The sequence below is a fragment of the Wolbachia endosymbiont of Tuta absoluta genome (assembly GCF_059414725.1).
The window spans coordinates 1-16,340 of record NZ_JBNRJY010000057.1; the positions used below are offsets into that span (position 1 = coordinate 1).

General features: G+C 33.9%; 21 protein-coding genes, 3 tRNA genes and 1 pseudogene. 12 read left to right on the top strand and 13 right to left on the bottom strand.

Features of this window, described 5'->3' with window-relative positions; translation table 11 throughout:
- Positions 1-346: 346 nt before the first annotated feature.
- Both ACJ5GX_RS00395 and odhB read right to left on the bottom strand, forming a co-directional pair.
- Positions 347-529, bottom strand: coding sequence for a hypothetical protein (locus ACJ5GX_RS00395; protein ID WP_052264981.1), 183 nt, complete (start codon positions 527-529; stop codon positions 347-349).
- A gap of 47 nt (positions 530-576) precedes the next feature.
- Positions 577-1,749: a 2-oxoglutarate dehydrogenase complex dihydrolipoyllysine-residue succinyltransferase gene (gene odhB / locus ACJ5GX_RS00400; RefSeq protein ID WP_007302840.1), complete on the bottom strand. Its 1,173-nt coding sequence runs from the start codon at positions 1,747-1,749 to the stop codon at positions 577-579.
- Positions 1,750-1,892: 143 nt separating this feature from the next.
- On the opposite strand from odhB, the gene ACJ5GX_RS00405 reads away from it, so the two are divergent.
- The 3 genes from ACJ5GX_RS00405 (at position 1,893) to ACJ5GX_RS00415 (ending at position 4,698) form a co-directional block, all read left to right on the top strand.
- Positions 1,893-3,110 carry a hypothetical protein gene (locus tag ACJ5GX_RS00405; protein ID WP_007302839.1) on the top strand — a complete coding sequence of 406 codons (1,218 nt, stop codon included), beginning with the start codon at positions 1,893-1,895 and terminating at the stop codon, positions 3,108-3,110.
- Positions 3,111-3,386: 276 nt separating this feature from the next.
- Positions 3,387-4,082 (top strand): polyprenyl diphosphate synthase, encoded by a 696-nt coding sequence (uppS, locus tag ACJ5GX_RS00410; protein ID WP_007302838.1) that lies wholly within the window; start codon positions 3,387-3,389, stop codon positions 4,080-4,082.
- Positions 4,072-4,698, top strand: a complete 627-nt coding sequence (locus ACJ5GX_RS00415) for a phosphatidate cytidylyltransferase (RefSeq protein WP_052264980.1) — start codon at positions 4,072-4,074, stop codon at positions 4,696-4,698. The genes uppS and ACJ5GX_RS00415 overlap by 11 nt, the downstream gene beginning before the upstream one ends.
- Positions 4,699-4,713: 15 nt before the next feature.
- On the opposite strand, the gene ACJ5GX_RS00420 is transcribed toward ACJ5GX_RS00415, so the two are convergent.
- Positions 4,714-4,923, bottom strand: coding sequence for a zinc-finger domain-containing protein (locus tag ACJ5GX_RS00420; protein ID WP_007302836.1), 210 nt, complete (start codon positions 4,921-4,923; stop codon positions 4,714-4,716).
- A 71-nt stretch (positions 4,924-4,994) separates the two neighbouring features.
- Positions 4,995-5,501: a pantetheine-phosphate adenylyltransferase gene (gene coaD / locus ACJ5GX_RS00425; RefSeq protein ID WP_007302835.1), complete on the bottom strand. Its 507-nt coding sequence runs from the start codon at positions 5,499-5,501 to the stop codon at positions 4,995-4,997.
- A 74-nt stretch (positions 5,502-5,575) separates the two neighbouring features.
- Between coaD and ACJ5GX_RS00430 the strand changes: the two genes are divergently transcribed.
- From ACJ5GX_RS00430 to ACJ5GX_RS00440, 3 genes and pseudogenes are all read left to right on the top strand, one after another.
- Positions 5,576-5,648: transfer RNA gene (locus ACJ5GX_RS00430), tRNA-Phe, on the top strand.
- Between the two features lie 60 nt (positions 5,649-5,708).
- A pseudogene (locus ACJ5GX_RS00435) lies at positions 5,709-6,014 on the top strand (glutamine amidotransferase); the annotation flags it as partial.
- A 103-nt stretch (positions 6,015-6,117) separates the two neighbouring features.
- On the top strand, positions 6,118-7,020 hold the full coding sequence (locus tag ACJ5GX_RS00440; RefSeq protein WP_230608984.1) for a PGAP1-like alpha/beta domain-containing protein: 903 nt from the start codon (positions 6,118-6,120) through the stop codon (positions 7,018-7,020).
- A 279-nt stretch (positions 7,021-7,299) separates the two neighbouring features.
- Here ACJ5GX_RS00440 and ACJ5GX_RS00445 read toward each other — a convergent pair whose 3' ends face one another.
- The 4 genes from ACJ5GX_RS00445 to ACJ5GX_RS00460 are packed head-to-tail and all read right to left on the bottom strand — an operon-like array spanning position 7,300 to position 10,094.
- Positions 7,300-7,779 carry a dihydrofolate reductase gene (locus tag ACJ5GX_RS00445; RefSeq protein WP_052264777.1) on the bottom strand — a complete coding sequence of 160 codons (480 nt, stop codon included), beginning with the start codon at positions 7,777-7,779 and terminating at the stop codon, positions 7,300-7,302.
- Positions 7,776-9,029, bottom strand: a complete 1,254-nt coding sequence (folP, locus tag ACJ5GX_RS00450; RefSeq protein ID WP_052264776.1) for a dihydropteroate synthase — start codon at positions 9,027-9,029, stop codon at positions 7,776-7,778. The genes ACJ5GX_RS00445 and folP overlap by 4 nt, the downstream gene beginning before the upstream one ends.
- Positions 9,026-9,412: a dihydroneopterin aldolase gene (locus ACJ5GX_RS00455; protein ID WP_052264775.1), complete on the bottom strand. Its 387-nt coding sequence runs from the start codon at positions 9,410-9,412 to the stop codon at positions 9,026-9,028. Before ACJ5GX_RS00455 ends, folP begins: the two co-directional genes overlap by 4 nt.
- A 22-nt stretch (positions 9,413-9,434) precedes the next feature.
- A complete protein-coding gene (locus ACJ5GX_RS00460; protein ID WP_052264774.1) occupies positions 9,435-10,094 on the bottom strand; it encodes a CADD family putative folate metabolism protein in 660 nt (219 codons plus the stop codon).
- Positions 10,095-10,274: 180 nt separating this feature from the next.
- On the opposite strand from ACJ5GX_RS00460, the gene ACJ5GX_RS00465 reads away from it, so the two are divergent.
- Positions 10,275-11,408, top strand: a complete 1,134-nt coding sequence (locus ACJ5GX_RS00465; RefSeq protein WP_052264773.1) for an alpha/beta hydrolase — start codon at positions 10,275-10,277, stop codon at positions 11,406-11,408.
- A 15-nt stretch (positions 11,409-11,423) separates the two neighbouring features.
- On the opposite strand, the gene ACJ5GX_RS00470 is transcribed toward ACJ5GX_RS00465, so the two are convergent.
- The 4 genes from ACJ5GX_RS00470 to ACJ5GX_RS00485 all read right to left on the bottom strand — a co-directional run bounded on the left by ACJ5GX_RS00470 (position 11,424) and on the right by ACJ5GX_RS00485 (position 13,374).
- Positions 11,424-11,714: a hypothetical protein gene (locus ACJ5GX_RS00470; RefSeq protein ID WP_012481886.1), complete on the bottom strand. Its 291-nt coding sequence runs from the start codon at positions 11,712-11,714 to the stop codon at positions 11,424-11,426.
- 517 nt (positions 11,715-12,231) lie between these two features.
- Positions 12,232-12,308, bottom strand: a tRNA-Ile gene (locus tag ACJ5GX_RS00475).
- Between the two features lie 39 nt (positions 12,309-12,347).
- Complete coding sequence (gene trxA, locus ACJ5GX_RS00480; RefSeq protein ID WP_007302120.1) at positions 12,348-12,674, bottom strand: thioredoxin; 327 nt, start codon at positions 12,672-12,674, stop codon at positions 12,348-12,350.
- Positions 12,675-12,753: 79 nt separating this feature from the next.
- A complete protein-coding gene (locus ACJ5GX_RS00485) occupies positions 12,754-13,374 on the bottom strand; it encodes a ribonuclease D (protein WP_052264772.1) in 621 nt (206 codons plus the stop codon).
- Between the two features lie 150 nt (positions 13,375-13,524).
- Here ACJ5GX_RS00485 and ACJ5GX_RS00490 point away from each other — a divergent pair.
- The 4 genes from ACJ5GX_RS00490 to ACJ5GX_RS00505 all read left to right on the top strand — a co-directional run bounded on the left by ACJ5GX_RS00490 (position 13,525) and on the right by ACJ5GX_RS00505 (position 15,913).
- Positions 13,525-13,597, top strand: a tRNA-Gly gene (locus ACJ5GX_RS00490).
- 102 nt (positions 13,598-13,699) lie between these two features.
- The gene (locus ACJ5GX_RS00495; RefSeq protein ID WP_230608982.1) at positions 13,700-14,164 is read left to right on the top strand and encodes a hypothetical protein; all 465 of its coding nucleotides are present in this window, start codon (positions 13,700-13,702) and stop codon (positions 14,162-14,164) included.
- 44 nt (positions 14,165-14,208) lie between these two features.
- Positions 14,209-15,093 carry a GTPase Era gene (gene era, locus ACJ5GX_RS00500; RefSeq protein ID WP_052264868.1) on the top strand — a complete coding sequence of 295 codons (885 nt, stop codon included), beginning with the start codon at positions 14,209-14,211 and terminating at the stop codon, positions 15,091-15,093.
- Entirely contained in the window at positions 15,086-15,913 is an 828-nt protein-coding gene (locus ACJ5GX_RS00505) for a 3'-5' exonuclease (RefSeq protein WP_019236725.1), read from the top strand. The genes era and ACJ5GX_RS00505 overlap by 8 nt, the downstream gene beginning before the upstream one ends.
- 42 nt (positions 15,914-15,955) lie before the next feature.
- Here ACJ5GX_RS00505 and ACJ5GX_RS00510 read toward each other — a convergent pair whose 3' ends face one another.
- Positions 15,956-16,213, bottom strand: coding sequence for a hypothetical protein (locus ACJ5GX_RS00510; protein ID WP_495292574.1), 258 nt, complete (start codon positions 16,211-16,213; stop codon positions 15,956-15,958).
- On the opposite strand from ACJ5GX_RS00510, the gene ACJ5GX_RS00515 reads away from it, so the two are divergent.
- Positions 16,204-16,340: ribonucleotide-diphosphate reductase subunit beta (locus tag ACJ5GX_RS00515; RefSeq protein WP_495292576.1), on the top strand; the 137-nt coding region annotated here is incomplete at its 3' end. The two genes, ACJ5GX_RS00510 and ACJ5GX_RS00515, sit on opposite strands and share 10 nt — an antisense overlap.

Below are 16,340 nucleotides of genomic sequence, written 5' to 3' on the forward strand. Positions count from 1 at the left end.
CCACACTATGTGATATATATACAGAGTGACTGCTTTTTCTATAATATTCCACATTCTTTCAGATTTTTCACCTTAAAATTATATTCTTAAAAGGATGGACTTCAAGTCCAGGGTTTTTCTCCCAAATTTGGGACAATAAAAATTTGATATATTTGACATAAAAGCGTTTTAAATAATAAGAGCAAAATGGACAAATCTATTTCGTGAGTAACCAAAAACCGTTTTGTATTCATTCAGATAAGGAAAAATAGCAGATAGTGTCATGCAAGTAGCTGACACCCTTTTGGTGGACCACACACACAACTTTACAAACATTGCAATATGGCACATAGTAAATGATGTTATTCTATAACGCAAGACCTATACTCACCCAACCTAATGCATTACTTGCAATTTGGATCCCAGTGTCAGCTACTTGGATAACACCAAATGGGCTACTCGCATTTTTTAGGCCTAAATCACAATGCTCGTACTGACCATTTTTCGTATAAGTTACCCTTATAAACAAATGTTTGTACAGCTGTAACACCCACCTTAAAAACTTCAGAAAAACTTACTTGTCTTTTTTTAATCTGTTTAAATTTCCAAAACCAATCTATTTGGATCTTCTATGTAATTTTTGATTTTAACAAGGAAAGTAACTGCTCCTTTGCCATCAACTATTCTGTGGTCGTAAGAGAGGGAAATGTACATCATAGGTCTGATTTCAATTGAGCTACTCACAGCAACTGGCCTATTTTGTATTGAGTGCATGCCAAGTATTCCAGATTGCGGAGGGTTTATTATCGGAGTAGAAAGAAGTGAACCATATACACCACCGTTTGAGATAGTAAATGTTGCACCTTCCATTTCCGATACTTGCAGCTTACCTTCTCGTGCTTTTTTGCCAAGAGCAACTAAAGTTAGTTCAATTTCAGCAAATGACATTTGATCAGCATCACGAATAACTGGTACAACAAGACCTTTATCAGTGCCAACAGCAACACCTATGTCATAGTAATTTTTATATACAATTTCATCACCTGAAATCTCAGCGTTAATCTCACGAATTTCTTTTAGTGCTTGCACTGCTGCCTTTATAAAAAACGACATGAAACCCAGTTTTATTCCATATTTCTTTTCAAAAGTTTCTTTATACTTTGCCCTCAGATCCATGACGTTTTTCATGTCAATTTCATTGAACGTGGTCAGTATTGCAGCAGTATTTTGCGATGCTTTCAAACGAGCAGCTATTACTTGCCTTATTTTGCTCATTTTCACTCGCTCTTCTCTTCTCTCTCCACTTACTACACTTTTTGGCGATTCATATTGTTTTACCGAAGGTTGTTCAGCTTTACTCATATGGTCTATCACATCCGCTTTAGTTATTCTACCTCCCATGCCAGTTCCTTTTACATTTTCTGCACTAATTGCATTTTCTTCCATAATTTTACGAGCTGAAGGGGCATCTTTTTTATCAGGGCCTTCGCCTTTATCTTCTTTTTTCACTTCTTCTTCTACTTCTCCTGCAGCAAGTTTTGCCAGTAATTGATCAGGGCTAATTATATCATCTTCTTTCACAAAAAATTCAGTTATTTGTCCTGAAGCTTCTGCAGTTAGTTCTAGCGCCGTTTTATCAGTTTCAATTTCAAAGATCAAGTCATCTACTTTTACTGCTTCGCCGATATTTTTCTTTATTTTTACTATACCTTCCGTAACTGATTCACCACCAAGAGTTTTTGGCGCTCTGATTTCTATAATTTTGCTCATAAAATAACTTCTATATAAAACTTTCTATAAATTTATACATGAAAAGAAACATAAATAAACTAATAAATTCATTAGGCCTTATGCTTGATTCTTTCCTCCTAATACATGCAAAATTAAAATACTAAGTAAATTGAAATAAGATTATGGATTTTGATAAGGCAGGCAATGCAGAAGACTTATATAACGAAAAACTTCAACTGATATGTAAGACTTATAACAGAGAATTACTATCAAATCAAAGAGTTGTTGATGGCATCAATTCAATGGATTACAGTAAGCTTAAAATCTTATGCAAGTATCATAATAAGTTTAGTCACAAAGGTATTGAAGAATTATTATTAGATGAGAGCATTGTTAATCACATCAACGATTATGATGATGAAATGTTTAGGTCCATGCTAAATAATGCACCTGCGGAGCACAATATTCTAGAAATACTAAAAGGTGGAAAGATTTGCAATATCAACAATGAATTCGAAAGTAGTGATAGTGAGGAGAATGGAGAAAATTATGGATATTATGATTACGAGGAAGATGAAAAAAATGATCCGAATAACTTCGCTAAAGAAGCACTAGGAAATAAAGGAATTAATGAAAAACATGTTGATGATGTTCAGTTTTGCAACGATGCAGATGTGGGAATACCACCAAAAAATCAAAATGATATTAGGAATATCCGTCTTATTCAATGGATGATAGTTGAGAGTGATGGTAAGCTTAGTGAGCAAAATGTTACAGAATTACTAAAAGATCAGAGTTCTATTGATCGAATTAACTCTATTGGTGATAAAAAGCTTCAACTTATACTCAAGAGTAATAAGTTTAGTGGTGAAAATATTATGGAGTTATTAGGAAATCAAAAAGTTGTTGAATACCTCTGTTTTATTGATTATGAAAAATTTGAACTCATTCATAATAGCGATAAGTTTAATAGTAGCAATTATACTAGTAGCAGTTACAAGATTATAAGGTTGCTAGAAAATCAACAAGTTGTTGAGCACATCAATTTTATTGATTATGAAAAACTTAAATTCATACTTTGTAATGATAAGTTTCTCTTTAGCGATATTGTAAGACTACTAAAAAATCAGGAGGTTGTTGAAAATATCATTTCTTTTAACATTAAAAAATTTCGACTCATATTTTATCGTGATAATCTTAACTACGTAGATACAATAGAATTACTAGGAAATCAGAAAGTTGTTAATGGAATCGGTTTTACTCCTTTTGAAGAGTTAAAATCCATGTGTAGTCATTCTAGTCTTAGCGATATTATAAAACTACTAGAAGATAAAAATGGGCCTAGTAATGTCTTAAGTGGGACACGGAAAGAAAAAATGCAAGTCAGTTACATATCATGACATAGCTTAAAAAGTGTTTATATCCAAGGTTTTGCTTTATAAATTTAAGAGGGTGTTAAATAAACCATACGCATCAAATTAAGAAAACACGCTCAATTTAGACCATTTTTGCCATATTTCTTAGTAAAATCACTGGCAGCTGACACCGAGGTTGAGAAAATTTTTGTAATATAGACTATCAATGATTTTTCAGTAATAATATAGTTTTAGGTGGATATAGTGAACGTTTCATACAGAGATATAGACATTAAGCTAATTAGAACAGGTTGAATTCAAATGTTGAATCTAGAATCTCTGCCAAAACATCTAGCAATTATTATGGATGGTAATGGTAGGTGGGCAAACAATCAAGGAAGGGTAAAAATTGATGGCTATAGAAAAGGCAGTGAGGTTGCATTTGATATTGCTAAGCATTGCACAGTCCTGGCCATACCTTACTTAACTTTGTATGCATTTTCCATGGAAAATTGGCTCAGATCTGAAAACGAAACAGACTACCTATTTAATTTATTTTACTACACTTTAACTAATGAAGATAAAATGAAATTCATTTACAATTGTAACATTAAGTTAAATTTTATTGGCAATTTAAGTCTATTGCCCAGTAAAATATTCGATCAAATCAAAAAAGCAGAAGAAGTGACACATAAGAACGATGGTCTATTACTCACTGTTGCAGTTAGTTATGGAGCAAAGCAGGAAATTATACATGCTATCAACAACGTCATAAAAGGAAATATTGATTGCGTATTGGAAGAGGAATTTGAAAAATTTCTGTATACTAAAGATTTGCCAAAATTGGATTTATTAATTCGCACTGGTGGCGAAAAAAGGTTAAGCAATTTTTTATTATGGCAAGCAGCTTATGCTGAATTGTATTTTTGTGATACTTTGTGGCCCGATTTTTCTTGTCAAGATTTGACCAAAGCACTAGAAGATTATACGAAAAGAGAAAAAAAATATGGTAGATAATAACTTTATGGTTAGAATATTGTCCTCAATAGTAATATTACTCATATTTTCTTTTGCTACATATTTCAGTGATTTATCATTTTATCTACTAATTTTTTCAATTGCAGTTTTATCTTCTTTTGAATGGTATAATCTAACTCAGGGCAATAGAATCTTATACATTTTCGCATTACTATTAATCGCACTACCAAATGCCTCGCTAATATGCCTATATAATCTACCACAGGGAAAATATGCATTAGTATGGCTTATCTTAACTATTTGGAGCATCGATATTGCTGCCTATTTTTTCGGCAAAAATTTTGGTAAAACTAGAATTTGTCCAATCATTAGCCCTGGGAAAACTTGGTTAGGACTTTTTGGTGCAGTCTTAGCTGGAATAGTGTGTACAATTTTTGGCTCAATATTTTTGAGTTTATTTCCAATTTTTTATTCTCCAATAATTGGTTTGATAGTTGCTATTCTAGCCCAACTTGGAGATTTCACTGAGTCACTCATCAAAAGAGTTTACAATGTTAAAGATAGTGGAGGTATTATACCAGGCCATGGAGGAGTACTTGACCGTATGGACAGTTTCATCTTTACTGCCCCCTTTATTGCTATTTACATAAGCTAAAAAAATGAAGTACTATTAACCTTTGGTTCTTTCCTTCTTGCTTATTACTTTCACCTCAACAGATTGAAATTCTTCGGCACTCACTATTTCATCCATTGACTTATTACAATAAGGACAATACATTTCTCCTTCTTTGTGTAAGTATACTATTGGATGACCAGAACCATCATCATTTTCATCACCACGGCAGCAAACTATTACATTATTATCCCTCACTTTTAACATGTCTCTCCTTTAGCTTACAATATTTTACACATCTAACATACTCGTTTGGAAATAAAAAAGACAACAAATACTTATTCTCCATTTTCTACCCTATTTAGATTAATCAATTCACTTTGGACACTTTTTGACACAAAGTTGCTAACATCTCCTCCTAATCTCGCTATTTCCTTTACAAAACTTGATGAGATAAATTGAGTATCCTCAGATGCAGGAAGAAATATAGTTTCGATTTCAGGAAAGAGCTTATAATTTACCCAACTCATTTGAAACTCGTAATCAAAATCCGATACTGCTCTCAGTCCTCTAATAATAACAGAAGCATTTTGCTCTTTGGCAAACTTCACTAGCAACCCATTAAAGGATATAATATCTGCATCAATTCCTGCTCCTTTCACTTCATTTTTAGCCATGCTTGTGCGCAGTCTTATGTCAAAATTAGTATGTTTATTAACATTCTCTGCAACACCAATTATCAACTTATCGACTAGCTTACATGCTCTTTTTATTATGTCAAGGTGCCCAAAAGTTATGGGGTCAAATGTACCAGGATAAATTCCTATTTTGTTACTAATGTTCATTCTTTGTTTCTATACTTCAAAAACTTTTGATGGACATGATAACGTTTTTTATCTAAAAATGAAAGTACGTAGTTGGCCTGATAGCTCAGTTGGTAGAGCAAAGGACTGAAAATCCTTGTGTCGCTGGTTCGATTCCTGCTCAGGCCACATTCTTTTTCTTAATGTTCTATAATATATTATAATATTAATATAATTATTTAGGAAATAATGTATAAATGTTACAATAGAATATTTAATATACTATTAATTACATTTCTACTATTAAGTAATATCGCTTATAGTGAAAAAGTAAACAAAGAACCATCTGCTTTGACAGCAGAGAATGCAGTAAATTATAATATAATTGTTGGTTTATTGCAAACAGATGAATCTCAAAATATCTATGAGATATTCAATAATTTTGGGGTTAAAACTATATTCATTGACTACGACAAAATAATTAATCTAAAAGAAATCCAAGAAGAGTTCGCAAAACAAGATGAAATATTGGCAAAAAAGCTGATACTAGATCGATCTTGCAAGCATTTTAAGATTGCCGGTTCACTAGTTAACATAGAAAAAGCTCAACAAAATTATAAGAATAGTATATAATTGAAAATATTTAATAGTGAAAATAATGCCTAACACTAAAGAAAAAGAAATACATCTTATATTCTTTCATGGGTTAGGGGATAATTATAAAAATGCAACTACATTCTGTAAAGATATGCAATCTGAGCTCATGCACCACCATGATATACCTAATTTTCACACTCATGCACACAAATACCCGGCTGCATTTCAAAATTATATAACTTATGCCTTAACCAGCTTCGTATGCTTACTAGCATCAATATTGCCACCTACTGTCATACTGCTCACTAATCCAATAACAGCTAGAACAGCTGGATTGGCAGTCTTATCAGCTTCAGCTTGTGTTTTTTTATCTATATTGCTACTCATGATTCCGTTTCTAAATAAGAATCAAAACTTATTCAAGTCTTCAATAGAGAAAATTAATCAACTAATAAATCAAGGTGTAAAACCCGAAAATATTATACTTTTCGGTCATTCTTTTGGAGGAGCAGTTGCATCAGAAGTATCAAGGCATTTTGCGAATAGAGATGTTAAACTTGGAGGAATTGTCTTCACTAGCACTTTTAGTTCTTTTCATACAGCAATAGAGCATTTTCCAATACCTCAGACGAAAATTTTGAGTATACTGCCCTCATTCCTACTAAAAAGAATACTAAAAGCCTTCGATTTAGACTTTGATATAGTAGATAATTTACAAAAGTCACAAAATGAAAAAACGCCAATAGTAATTATTAATCACGCAAGAGACAAATTAATACCACTTCCTGCACAGTTGGCAAATGCAATGAGAGATGATCGATTATTAAATGGTAATCCGATCAAGATTCGTGATGATCTGTGTATATATGGAGATGATCCTCATAACAGTGTTTTGGATAGTGGCACACTGACTGAAGAATTAAGAGAAATGGTACTTAGTAAAGTTACGTCTAGAACGCGTTAACTTTTTTGCTGCTTTTTTTTTGGCTAAGGTCACACTTCATTATGCATTAAATTGTATGCATCTATTCAGGGAATTTGCTAATGTGAAAGCCAGTGCTTCCTTTCTTGCGATGTAGCTGTACAGAAATTGAAGATGTCATTTAGTAGCTCTCCCCTGTTATTTAAGTAGCTAACACTGAGATCCATAAATTTAACTGGATGCCAGTTTCTGGGCACTGACCATCATAAAGGAGCCAGTGTCATGCACTGATAGTTGTCTTTTCTCGCCTACCTTATTTTACTACTCTGCCGAACGGATACAATTGAATATAGTATAGTCTTCTGTTCTGACGAGAATAGTTTTATTCCATCCATCAAAAAATGCTAAATTGAGGTATGTATCACCCTTATAGGGCTTGTGAATTTCAGTTATAATAAATTCTGAGATTAGGTTATGCTCTAAAAAAAGGTGTGCTATTTGTGCCCCACCAATCACAAAGACTTGAGAACTACTTTGAATTGACAGAAATTCTTGCATGGAAGAGACAACAGTACATTTTGGACCTCTATTAAAACACTTGTTACGGGAGAAAACAATAGGTGTACGATTCTTTAGTATGCTCTGAGGCACGGTTTCAAATGTCTTTCTTCCCATCACAATAACTTGCTTGTCGGTTACTTGACAAAAATGTTTGAATTCACTTGGATAACGCCAGGGCAAATCATTATTTATTCCAATTACCCCATTAGGGTCAACAGCCATAATTCCAATAATCTTCATCCCTGTAAGGCAGCTTGGGCTACAAAAAATCGCATATGATCACGCACATTATGCACTCTAAGGAAATCAACCTTATTGTGCAGTATAGCAGATGTAGCAATTGTTTCTAAATCTCTATTAGAGGGAGATTCTATGGAAAAAGAGGAAATAAATGACTTTCTGGAATGGCCAACTAAAACCTTGCAGCCAAAATTTTGTAAAGTTTCTATACTGCGTAAAATCTGAATATTCTGATACATAGATTTGCCAAAACCAATACCAGGATCAATAATTATTGAATTTTCATCAAAACCAAGGTCAAGTAGTTTGTTAATGCTCTTCTCTGCCCAATTATTTATGATATCAATTGGGTCAGTGTCATGTGGAATAATATTTTCCTTATGTGGTGGTATCGAAAGTGAATGCATAATAACGACACTACACCCACTGCTAGCAACTTCTTTTAAGGTATTACTACTCAGATCTCCCTTCTGATCATTTACCCAGGCAATATTGTAGTGCTTCAAAACGTTTAAAATAATGTCTGGCCAAAAACTATCAATGCTGACTTCAATATCACCATTTTTCATATAGTCGCTAAGATTATCAAGTACTGGTTTTAGACGTTCATACTCTTCCTCTGGCGTCTTTATTGAAGCTCCAGGCCTTGTTGATTGAGCTCCAAGATCAACTATGCTTGCACCATCTGATACCAACTGCAATGCCTGCTTGGTTGCTCGATTCGCATCATAATAAAGACCACCATCTGAAAATGAATCAGGGGTAATATTGACGATACCCATAAGCTTTGGTGAAAGCGTAAAACTCTTTGAAAAACATTCTTGAACATTGAAAGCAAAAGTTTTGTTAACCATTGCCATCAAGTGGAGCAAAAATGGTCTGTGTACCAATTCTGGATGAGGAATTTTAAGGTCAGGTGTATCAAGCGTTAGATCATCCCATAACAAAATATCTAAATCAATAACACGAGGTGCCCATTTTTCGTAGACTTGTGGACGACCAATATCACATTCGATTTGTTTTAAGCCTTTTAGTAGCTCCTCAGGAGAAGAAGAACAACTTCCATAGACAATCATGTTAAGAAATGGCTTATTCCACTCAGGTGGAGCACCATTTGGTAAAATAGCCTCAGTTTCTAGAATGATCGAAGACTTTAAGCCTTTTAAATAGCGCTTCTTTAGTAACTCAGTAGCTCTTTGTAAATGGGAAAGGCGATTCCCTATATTTGATCCAATAGAAATATAGATCATTCTTGCAATTCATTACAGTAAGTAAAAAAAACGCCCCCATGCACACCAGGAACTGGTGGTGCGATTTTGTGAGTAGTCACCCTGACAGAAGAAATAATATGCTTCTTTCGCAGCAAAAGGTTATTAATGGCTCTGTATATCTCATGAGTTAAATGCTCGATTAAATTAAATTGCTTGCCCTGAACAAGAGATTGAATATTTTGCACTACTTCCAAATAGCAGATAGTATCTTTAAGTTGATCAGTTGTAAGCCCTGAAGGAGGAGATTTAAAAGTGAAATCAACGTCAATACTCACCAATTGGGGAGAAGACTTCTCTTCTGCACTACATCCCAAATGAACCCAAAGCCGTAAATCAGATATAAGAAGATTACATGCTACCACTGAATTTAGTATCTACTTATAATTAATGACAAACATCAACATTCATCATGCCATCAAGAAAACCCCATAAGAGTTTTGCTCCTTTTTCAGCGCCTTGCATAACTTTCTCTTGCTCTTCTTCGTTTAAATCTGCAATAAGGTTTGCACATTCTTCAGAATGCCACTCATCAGCTTCCATATGAACGGTAAAAAATTTGAGAGAACGCTCATCATTTATTGAATAGTGTTTTTTCAGACCTTCAATTTTAGACTTAGAAACCTCTGGAGTTTGACGTTCATAAGCGTACAGAGCTCCAAGACCTGCTGCAAAATCTGATTTTACAATGTCAAAATAACCATCAACTAATTCTCGTGTCTCCTTAATTTGTGCATTTTCACAAAGTTCTGAACGTGCTACTCCCAGTCCTTCAGCAAAACGCTGCCATAATTCTGGGTGATTCTCGTCGCCTTGTTCTTCCTCTATTAAATTACCAAGTAAAACTTGCCGCATTTTCAAATTCGGACACAAGGAATGTATACCGCTGATATAACGAGGAAAAGCAGCAACATGGTGATAATATTCCTTAGCGTAGGTTTGCAGAGCCTGCAGGCTTAAGCTACCTTCATTCCATGACTCGTAAAATGGGTGTTTTAATAAGTGTAAACTATCTAATTGATTATTAAGTAATTGAACAAATGTCATAAATAAACAGTAAATTGTTTTAGGCTACGTTTAGGTTTATCAAATGTCAAGAGGCATTTCTCACTACTACTTTAATTCCAATAAATATAAAGATAGATACGCTATAAGTTAATTTTTTAGTAAAATTGATTTTTTCTAAAATTTCATGTATTATTAAATCAATATAGTGAAAAACGCAAAATGAAAGTAACAGAAGAAAATACAATAAAAATTAGGGAAGAGTTCGTAGAAGTTCAAAATGGAATGCGAATTCAAAAGATAGTGATGTCAAACTCGAAGAGCAGTGCAGATAGCAGAAAGAAAAAGCATATAGTTTACTTTCCAGGGCTTACATATACTTTTGAAAAAGAGCCAAATGAAGACAAAAGTGAATGGAATTGGGCAGCTGAAGCAGGTATGGATGTTCACCTTATTAATTTTCCTGGTTCTGGAAAAAGCAAAGGCCATTCTTTAAACGGTCGAAATCGAGTAAATGCAGGAATTGGAGTCATTTCAGATCTTCTAAAGCAAGGCATTCACCCAGACAATATAGTACTGTATGGAAGCTGTGCTGGAGGACCAATAGCTGCGGAGGTTTATAAAAAGTTTAAAAAAGATGAAAATATTCATTTAAGATGCATTATCAATAAATCCTTTAGCTCATTCAAAAAACTTGTAGTGAAATTACTACACATATCAAAACCTAAATGGCTATTTCCTCCTATAATAAAATTCATACTCAAATGCTTTGGTTGGCACTTTAAGCCACACACAATAGTAAACGACATTACTCCATACACAATTTGTTTTAACTTAGAGAACGATGGCTTTATTAGTAAGCAGGCAAATATAGGTACTAAAATTGCTGACATAGAAAAAAGTCATAGGAAAAAAAACTACCAAAAAAAAGAAACTTTTGAAGGTTTTGAGCAATATAAAGAGTTTTTTATGGAGCATGCCAACTTAGCTAAAATAAAAAACCTTGAACCTGAAGTTGGAATAATGAAAAAATGCTGGAATAAGTTTCTATCGTTACTACCTATTAAGGCAGATGATATTCACTTTTCTTCGATTACAGAATTGTGCTCATCAAGTGAACACAAATACAATCTTCCTGAGCTGATTTCACTCTTTTTAGAATTCACAGATAATTATTTTGAAAAGAAGGGCTCTCTCAATCAAGAGAAACAACCAGAGATAAAAACAGAAGCGATATGTGGAAAGAATAGTGAAAAAGAAATAGAGGAAAAGAAACAGTATTTTACCAATTTAAAGAATTATTCAATAAGTCAGAATATATCTAAAAAGCTAACATCTCTTCAAATATTGAAATAAGTGTTTCTTTTGTGATTAAAAAAACATTGCATCTTGATTGTGTATTTCATTTGCTATAAGCAATAATTTTTCGCTTTCATCATAGAGATTGTTTTCACTAGCTAATAATTTCTCACTAATTTGTGGATAAAGTTTAGAAACGTACTTCTCATAGCATTTATCTAGGCATTCTTGGTCTGTCCGTTTTGTTTTGTAGGAATGGCATTTCTGATTACATTGATTATATCTAAATTCAATCCCTTTCTCTTTGTTTGATGCTTGTTGTTCCATAATATTCTTCAATTTTAATAATATTAATATTAGCATATAAGTATGAACATTATGCTAATATAATTACTTTTTAGGTATACATGGCAAATTTATGCCTGGAAAAAGTTTTTCCTACACTTTCTTTATAAAAACCACAGGCGCCTGTTATTAGCTAAGGTAAAGGTCAAATATCTGGAATTCTGGACATAAAATCCTCCTGTATAAAAAGATTAGAAAAAAATGCAGCGCACACACGACAGATATAAGCTGAAGAGCACGCTTTTTATTGAAAGATTAATTGAAAGTCTGCAGACAAATTTGAGCTCTTAAAATATCTCTAATTGTCATTATAATCAGATTCAAAATACGCGGAAGTAATTTTTTTTGACAATAGATTTCTTTCATAACCAGGCGTCATCCCAGCTGAGATCCAATAAGAAAACCGCGCTGGAACTTTTGAATTCCAGTTATGCAAGAAATCTAATATCATGGAGTTTTCAAACACTAACAACCAAGTACTTTAATAAGGCAAAAAGCTTATCTAAGAGAGTAGGCCTTGCAATTGTATCAATAGTGGTGGGATTGGTAGGACTCGAACCTACGACCAATTCGTTATGAGCGAACTGCTCTAACCGACTGAGCTACAATCCCTTTTATCAACACCTATAATACACGCAAAAGGAAATTTGTCTACTCGCTTATTTCACTATCAACCCAACTGTGTAAATCATTTATTGCGCCAATTTTGCGTGCAATTTCCTTACCATCTTGAAATATGATTAAAGTAGGTATAGATTGAACTCCATACTTACTTGGCACCTCAGTTTCTCCATCTATGTCGAACTTGCAGATCTTGATCTTGCCTTTTCTATCCTCAGCCAATTGCTCGATACGTGGCATCAGACTTTTGCATGGTCCACACCATTCTGCCCAAAAATCTACCAGCACAAATCCTTTGTGGTTAGCAACTTCAGATTCGAAATTTTGATCATTTACCGCTTTAATATCATCACTCATAAAATACCTAAATTTTTATAAATATAGCGTATCAATTAACAGCTGATCAACTAAATTTTTCTGGATTCAAGTGAAGTGATTACATATGATGATTAAAGATATCTACACTCCCCCAACCCATTGAATCTAGCCCAATACGAGTAGGAAGAAATTCAAAGCACTTTTCGGCTAATTCTTTTCTATTTTCACGTTCTAGCATTAAATCTAGCTTTTCCTTTATTTTATGGAGATATAAAACATCAGATGCAGCATAACTTTTTTGCTTGTCTGTTAAAATTTCATTTCCCCAATCAGAAGATTGTTGTTGCTTATTTAATTTTATATCAAGTAGTTCTAAGCACAACTCTTTTAAGCTATGATTATCTGTGTAGGTGCGAACTAAACGTGAGGCTATTTTCGTGCAATAGCAAGGCAGTGCCCAAGTTTGCAGGTAGTAATGTATTATACTCACATCAAATCGCGCAAAGTGAAATATTTTGGTTATATTTTTATCCTCCAATATTTTTCTCAAATTTGGAGCTGTATAATCGTTTTTGAATTGAATCAAATGAGCGTTGCCATCACCAAAAGAAAGCTGCACAAGGCATAATCTATCTCTGCTATGCAGTAGCCCCATTGCCTCTGTATCAACAGCTATAGATTTTATATCATTCGGTATTGCACTGGCTGGCAGGTCGTCTTTATATACAAATATTCTCATAAATTTAATATGTTTTATGACACATATAATAATCAAAAATGAGTTTTAAGTATACGAAAAGATCATAGAAGATTGGCTCCCATATTTTTCATATGCATGGGTTTACAAATTATGATATGCACCTATAATAAGAATAAGTAAATTTTCATTGCGGGAGTGGCTCAGTTGGTAGAGCGCAACCTTGCCAAGGTTGAGGTCGAGGGTTCGAACCCCTTCTCCCGCTCTTTAATTTTAACATAAAAAATTTCCTTCCCCTATTCAACTAGTTCAGCTATACTCAAAGTAGCTAAAAGTTTTTTAGAAATTTATTATTTAGGGGGGGTATATGAAAAAAGATGATGTTATAGTCTGTTTAATAGTTTTAGGCATAGGAGCAACAATAGGAGCACTTACAGGCTTAGCGCTCAGTTTTACAACTCTATCACCTTTGGTGATGGGTGGAATTGTTGCTGCGGTTCCTGCACTCTTACACTTTTCCATTTGTACAGGTGAGGGACTCTCACAATCCCAATTCTCTTATGCTCATGCTTGCACTCATGCTTGTCTCTTTGTTGCAAGCGCTGCAACTGGAGTTAGTCTTGCTGCAGCTGCAACTGCTATTTCTCCAAGTATAATGCTTGGAATGGGATCGGCAGCTTTAGCAGGTGCAATAATAGCACCCATAGCAGTAATTGCAGGGTTCCTTGTAGCATTTGGTATTATTGAACCAATAGCTAAAAAAGTGAATGAGTATATTATATCACCTATAGTTGAGCGTTTTTCTTCAAAAGGGGAAGAGAAAGCTATATAATAATCAATTGACGTTAGCATTTAGTTTTCTTTATAATTTCCTTTGTGAAAGAACAAAAATGCTTATTTGTAACGATAGCTGGTTTGCCAAATGCTGGAAAGTCAACGCTAATTAACAGCATCGTAGGCAAGAAAATTGCAATTGTCACCCCTAAAGTGCAGACAACAAGGACGCAGGTAAGGGGTGTTGCTATATGCAACAATGCGCAAATTGTTTTTACTGACTCTCCAGGAGTGTTTTCAGCAGAAACAAATCTTGAAAAAGCTTTAGTCAAATCTGCATGGGGAGCAGTTAAGGATAGTGACATTACTTTGTTGCTTGTTGATGTAAACAATTACCTAAAAAATATAGAAAGAATAAAAACGATATTTGCACGACTGGAGCGCACAAAAGGCAGATGCATTTTGGTTATCAATAAAACTGATTTAGTAAAGAAATCAGAGCTCAAGATGGCACATGAGCACCTAAATTTGCTTTATAAGTTTGAAAAAATTTTTACGATCTCGGCACTGAAGAATGATGGACTTTCTGATCTGACTAGTTACTTGTCTGAAATTGCACCGATAGGCCCTTGGTTTTATGAAAAAGATCAAATAACTGATTCCTCAGCTGATTTTTTATCAGCGGAAATTACGAGAGAAAAGTTATTCTTGAACCTACGTGAAGAATTGCCATACTCTACAGCTGTTATAACTGAACAATTTGAGGAAAAAAAAGATAAGAGTTTAGTCATAAAACAGATCATATTTGTATTGAAAGATAATCATAAGAAAATAGTGCTAGGAAAAGACGGCAGTAGCATAAAAAAAATTAATATCGAGGCACGTACAGAATTGGAAAAGTTATTTGAGTGTAAAGTTCATCTCTTTTTGTTCGTAAAAGTGCGACCTTGGACTGATCGCCCTGAGGAATATATAAGTAATGCTTAATTCTTTGTTGGTATTTGATATTGAAACTATACCAGATGTAAATTCCTGCAAGAATTTACTAAATATTAGTGATGATAGCAGTGTAGAAGAAAAGAGGAACGCATTAACAAAATATCATCTTGAAATAACAAACGGGCAAAACTCTTTTCTGCGTCAGCCCTTCCACCTTGTTGTAGTCATTAGTTTTTTACTTTGTAATATAACACGCCAGAGCGGTTATGAAATGTTCACACTACAAGAAATAAGATCTGGAGGCACAGTAAACTCCAATGAAAAAGAGCTAGTAAAGGGATTTTTTAACTACATATCAGAGAAAAAGCCAAGACTAGTTTCGTTCAATGGACGCACTTTTGATATACCGGTACTGAAGTACCGTGCTATGGTTCATGGCATTCAAGCAGAATATTTTCACAAAGCTGGCGATAAGTGGAATAGTTACAATCAGAGGTACAGTAGTGATTGGCATTGTGATTTGCTTGAATCTCTCTCTGATTTTGGAGCTTCTGCAAGAATGAAGATGAACGAAGTTTGCGCAGCATTTAATCTTCCCGGTAAGATTGGAGTTGATGGTTCACAAGTTATGGACTTATATGATAGTGGCAAAATACAAGAGATTCGCGATTATTGTGAAACAGATGTGATTAACACTTATTTGATTTATTTGAGGTTTATGCATCATCAAGGAAGAATTACTACAGAAAGCTATAATAAGAGCATAGAAGAACTGCTTTTAGAATGCGAAAAAAAAGAACACCTAAAGAAATTTAAAGAAGAATGGAAAATAACTTCTGGTGAAAATTTTTATATTGAATTTAAATGAATAGATGCTACAGAGCAATCTAATGATTGCTCTGTATAGTAGTTATAAACTCCTTGTAGTAGAAAAGACATTTTGATGTGCCCTTTGCTTAACTTCTGCTTGTTCAAGCTTAGAAAAATTTTCTAAGTTTTTATCTTGGTATTCCTTTTTTACTTTCTCGAAAAAATTTTGTCCACCAAGAATATAATTACCTAAATTAGCAGCATAATATTGAGCATTACCTAAAACTGCACAGTTAATTCGACTTAATATTCTCGAAGGGTAATAAAAGAGAGAAACGTTATTGTTCGATCGATCCAATATACAAGCCTTTTAATTATCCTTGGGCATATGATGCATGGTTGCAGCAACAAAGGATACACTGGATACCTGAAGAAGTTCCGCTTGCTGATGATGTGAAAGATTGGAAAACTAAACTTTCGAATGT

Coding starts and splice junctions, on each gene's coding strand:
- ACJ5GX_RS00420 (WP_007302836.1), bottom strand. CDS start 4,923: ATGTTAAAAGTGAGGGATAATAATGTAATAGTTTGCTGCCGTGGTGAT.
- ACJ5GX_RS00505 (WP_019236725.1), top strand. CDS start 15,086: ATGCTTAATTCTTTGTTGGTATTTGATATTGAAACTATACCAGATGTA.
- ACJ5GX_RS00460 (WP_052264774.1), bottom strand. CDS start 10,094: ATGACATTTGTTCAATTACTTAATAATCAATTAGATAGTTTACACTTA.
- coaD (WP_007302835.1), bottom strand. CDS start 5,501: ATGAACATTAGTAACAAAATAGGAATTTATCCTGGTACATTTGACCCC.
- ACJ5GX_RS00485 (WP_052264772.1), bottom strand. CDS start 13,374: ATGAGAATATTTGTATATAAAGACGACCTGCCAGCCAGTGCAATACCG.
- folP (WP_052264776.1), bottom strand. CDS start 9,029: ATGATCTATATTTCTATTGGATCAAATATAGGGAATCGCCTTTCCCAT.
- ACJ5GX_RS00470 (WP_012481886.1), bottom strand. CDS start 11,714: ATGCTAATATTAATATTATTAAAATTGAAGAATATTATGGAACAACAA.
- trxA (WP_007302120.1), bottom strand. CDS start 12,674: ATGAGTGATGATATTAAAGCGGTAAATGATCAAAATTTCGAATCTGAA.
- ACJ5GX_RS00415 (WP_052264980.1), top strand. CDS start 4,072: ATGGTAGATAATAACTTTATGGTTAGAATATTGTCCTCAATAGTAATA.
- uppS (WP_007302838.1), top strand. CDS start 3,387: ATGTTGAATCTAGAATCTCTGCCAAAACATCTAGCAATTATTATGGAT.
- ACJ5GX_RS00440 (WP_230608984.1), top strand. CDS start 6,118: ATGCCTAACACTAAAGAAAAAGAAATACATCTTATATTCTTTCATGGG.
- ACJ5GX_RS00405 (WP_007302839.1), top strand. CDS start 1,893: ATGGATTTTGATAAGGCAGGCAATGCAGAAGACTTATATAACGAAAAA.
- odhB (WP_007302840.1), bottom strand. CDS start 1,749: ATGAGCAAAATTATAGAAATCAGAGCGCCAAAAACTCTTGGTGGTGAA.
- ACJ5GX_RS00445 (WP_052264777.1), bottom strand. CDS start 7,779: ATGAAGATTATTGGAATTATGGCTGTTGACCCTAATGGGGTAATTGGA.
- ACJ5GX_RS00495 (WP_230608982.1), top strand. CDS start 13,700: ATGAAAAAAGATGATGTTATAGTCTGTTTAATAGTTTTAGGCATAGGA.
- ACJ5GX_RS00465 (WP_052264773.1), top strand. CDS start 10,275: ATGAAAGTAACAGAAGAAAATACAATAAAAATTAGGGAAGAGTTCGTA.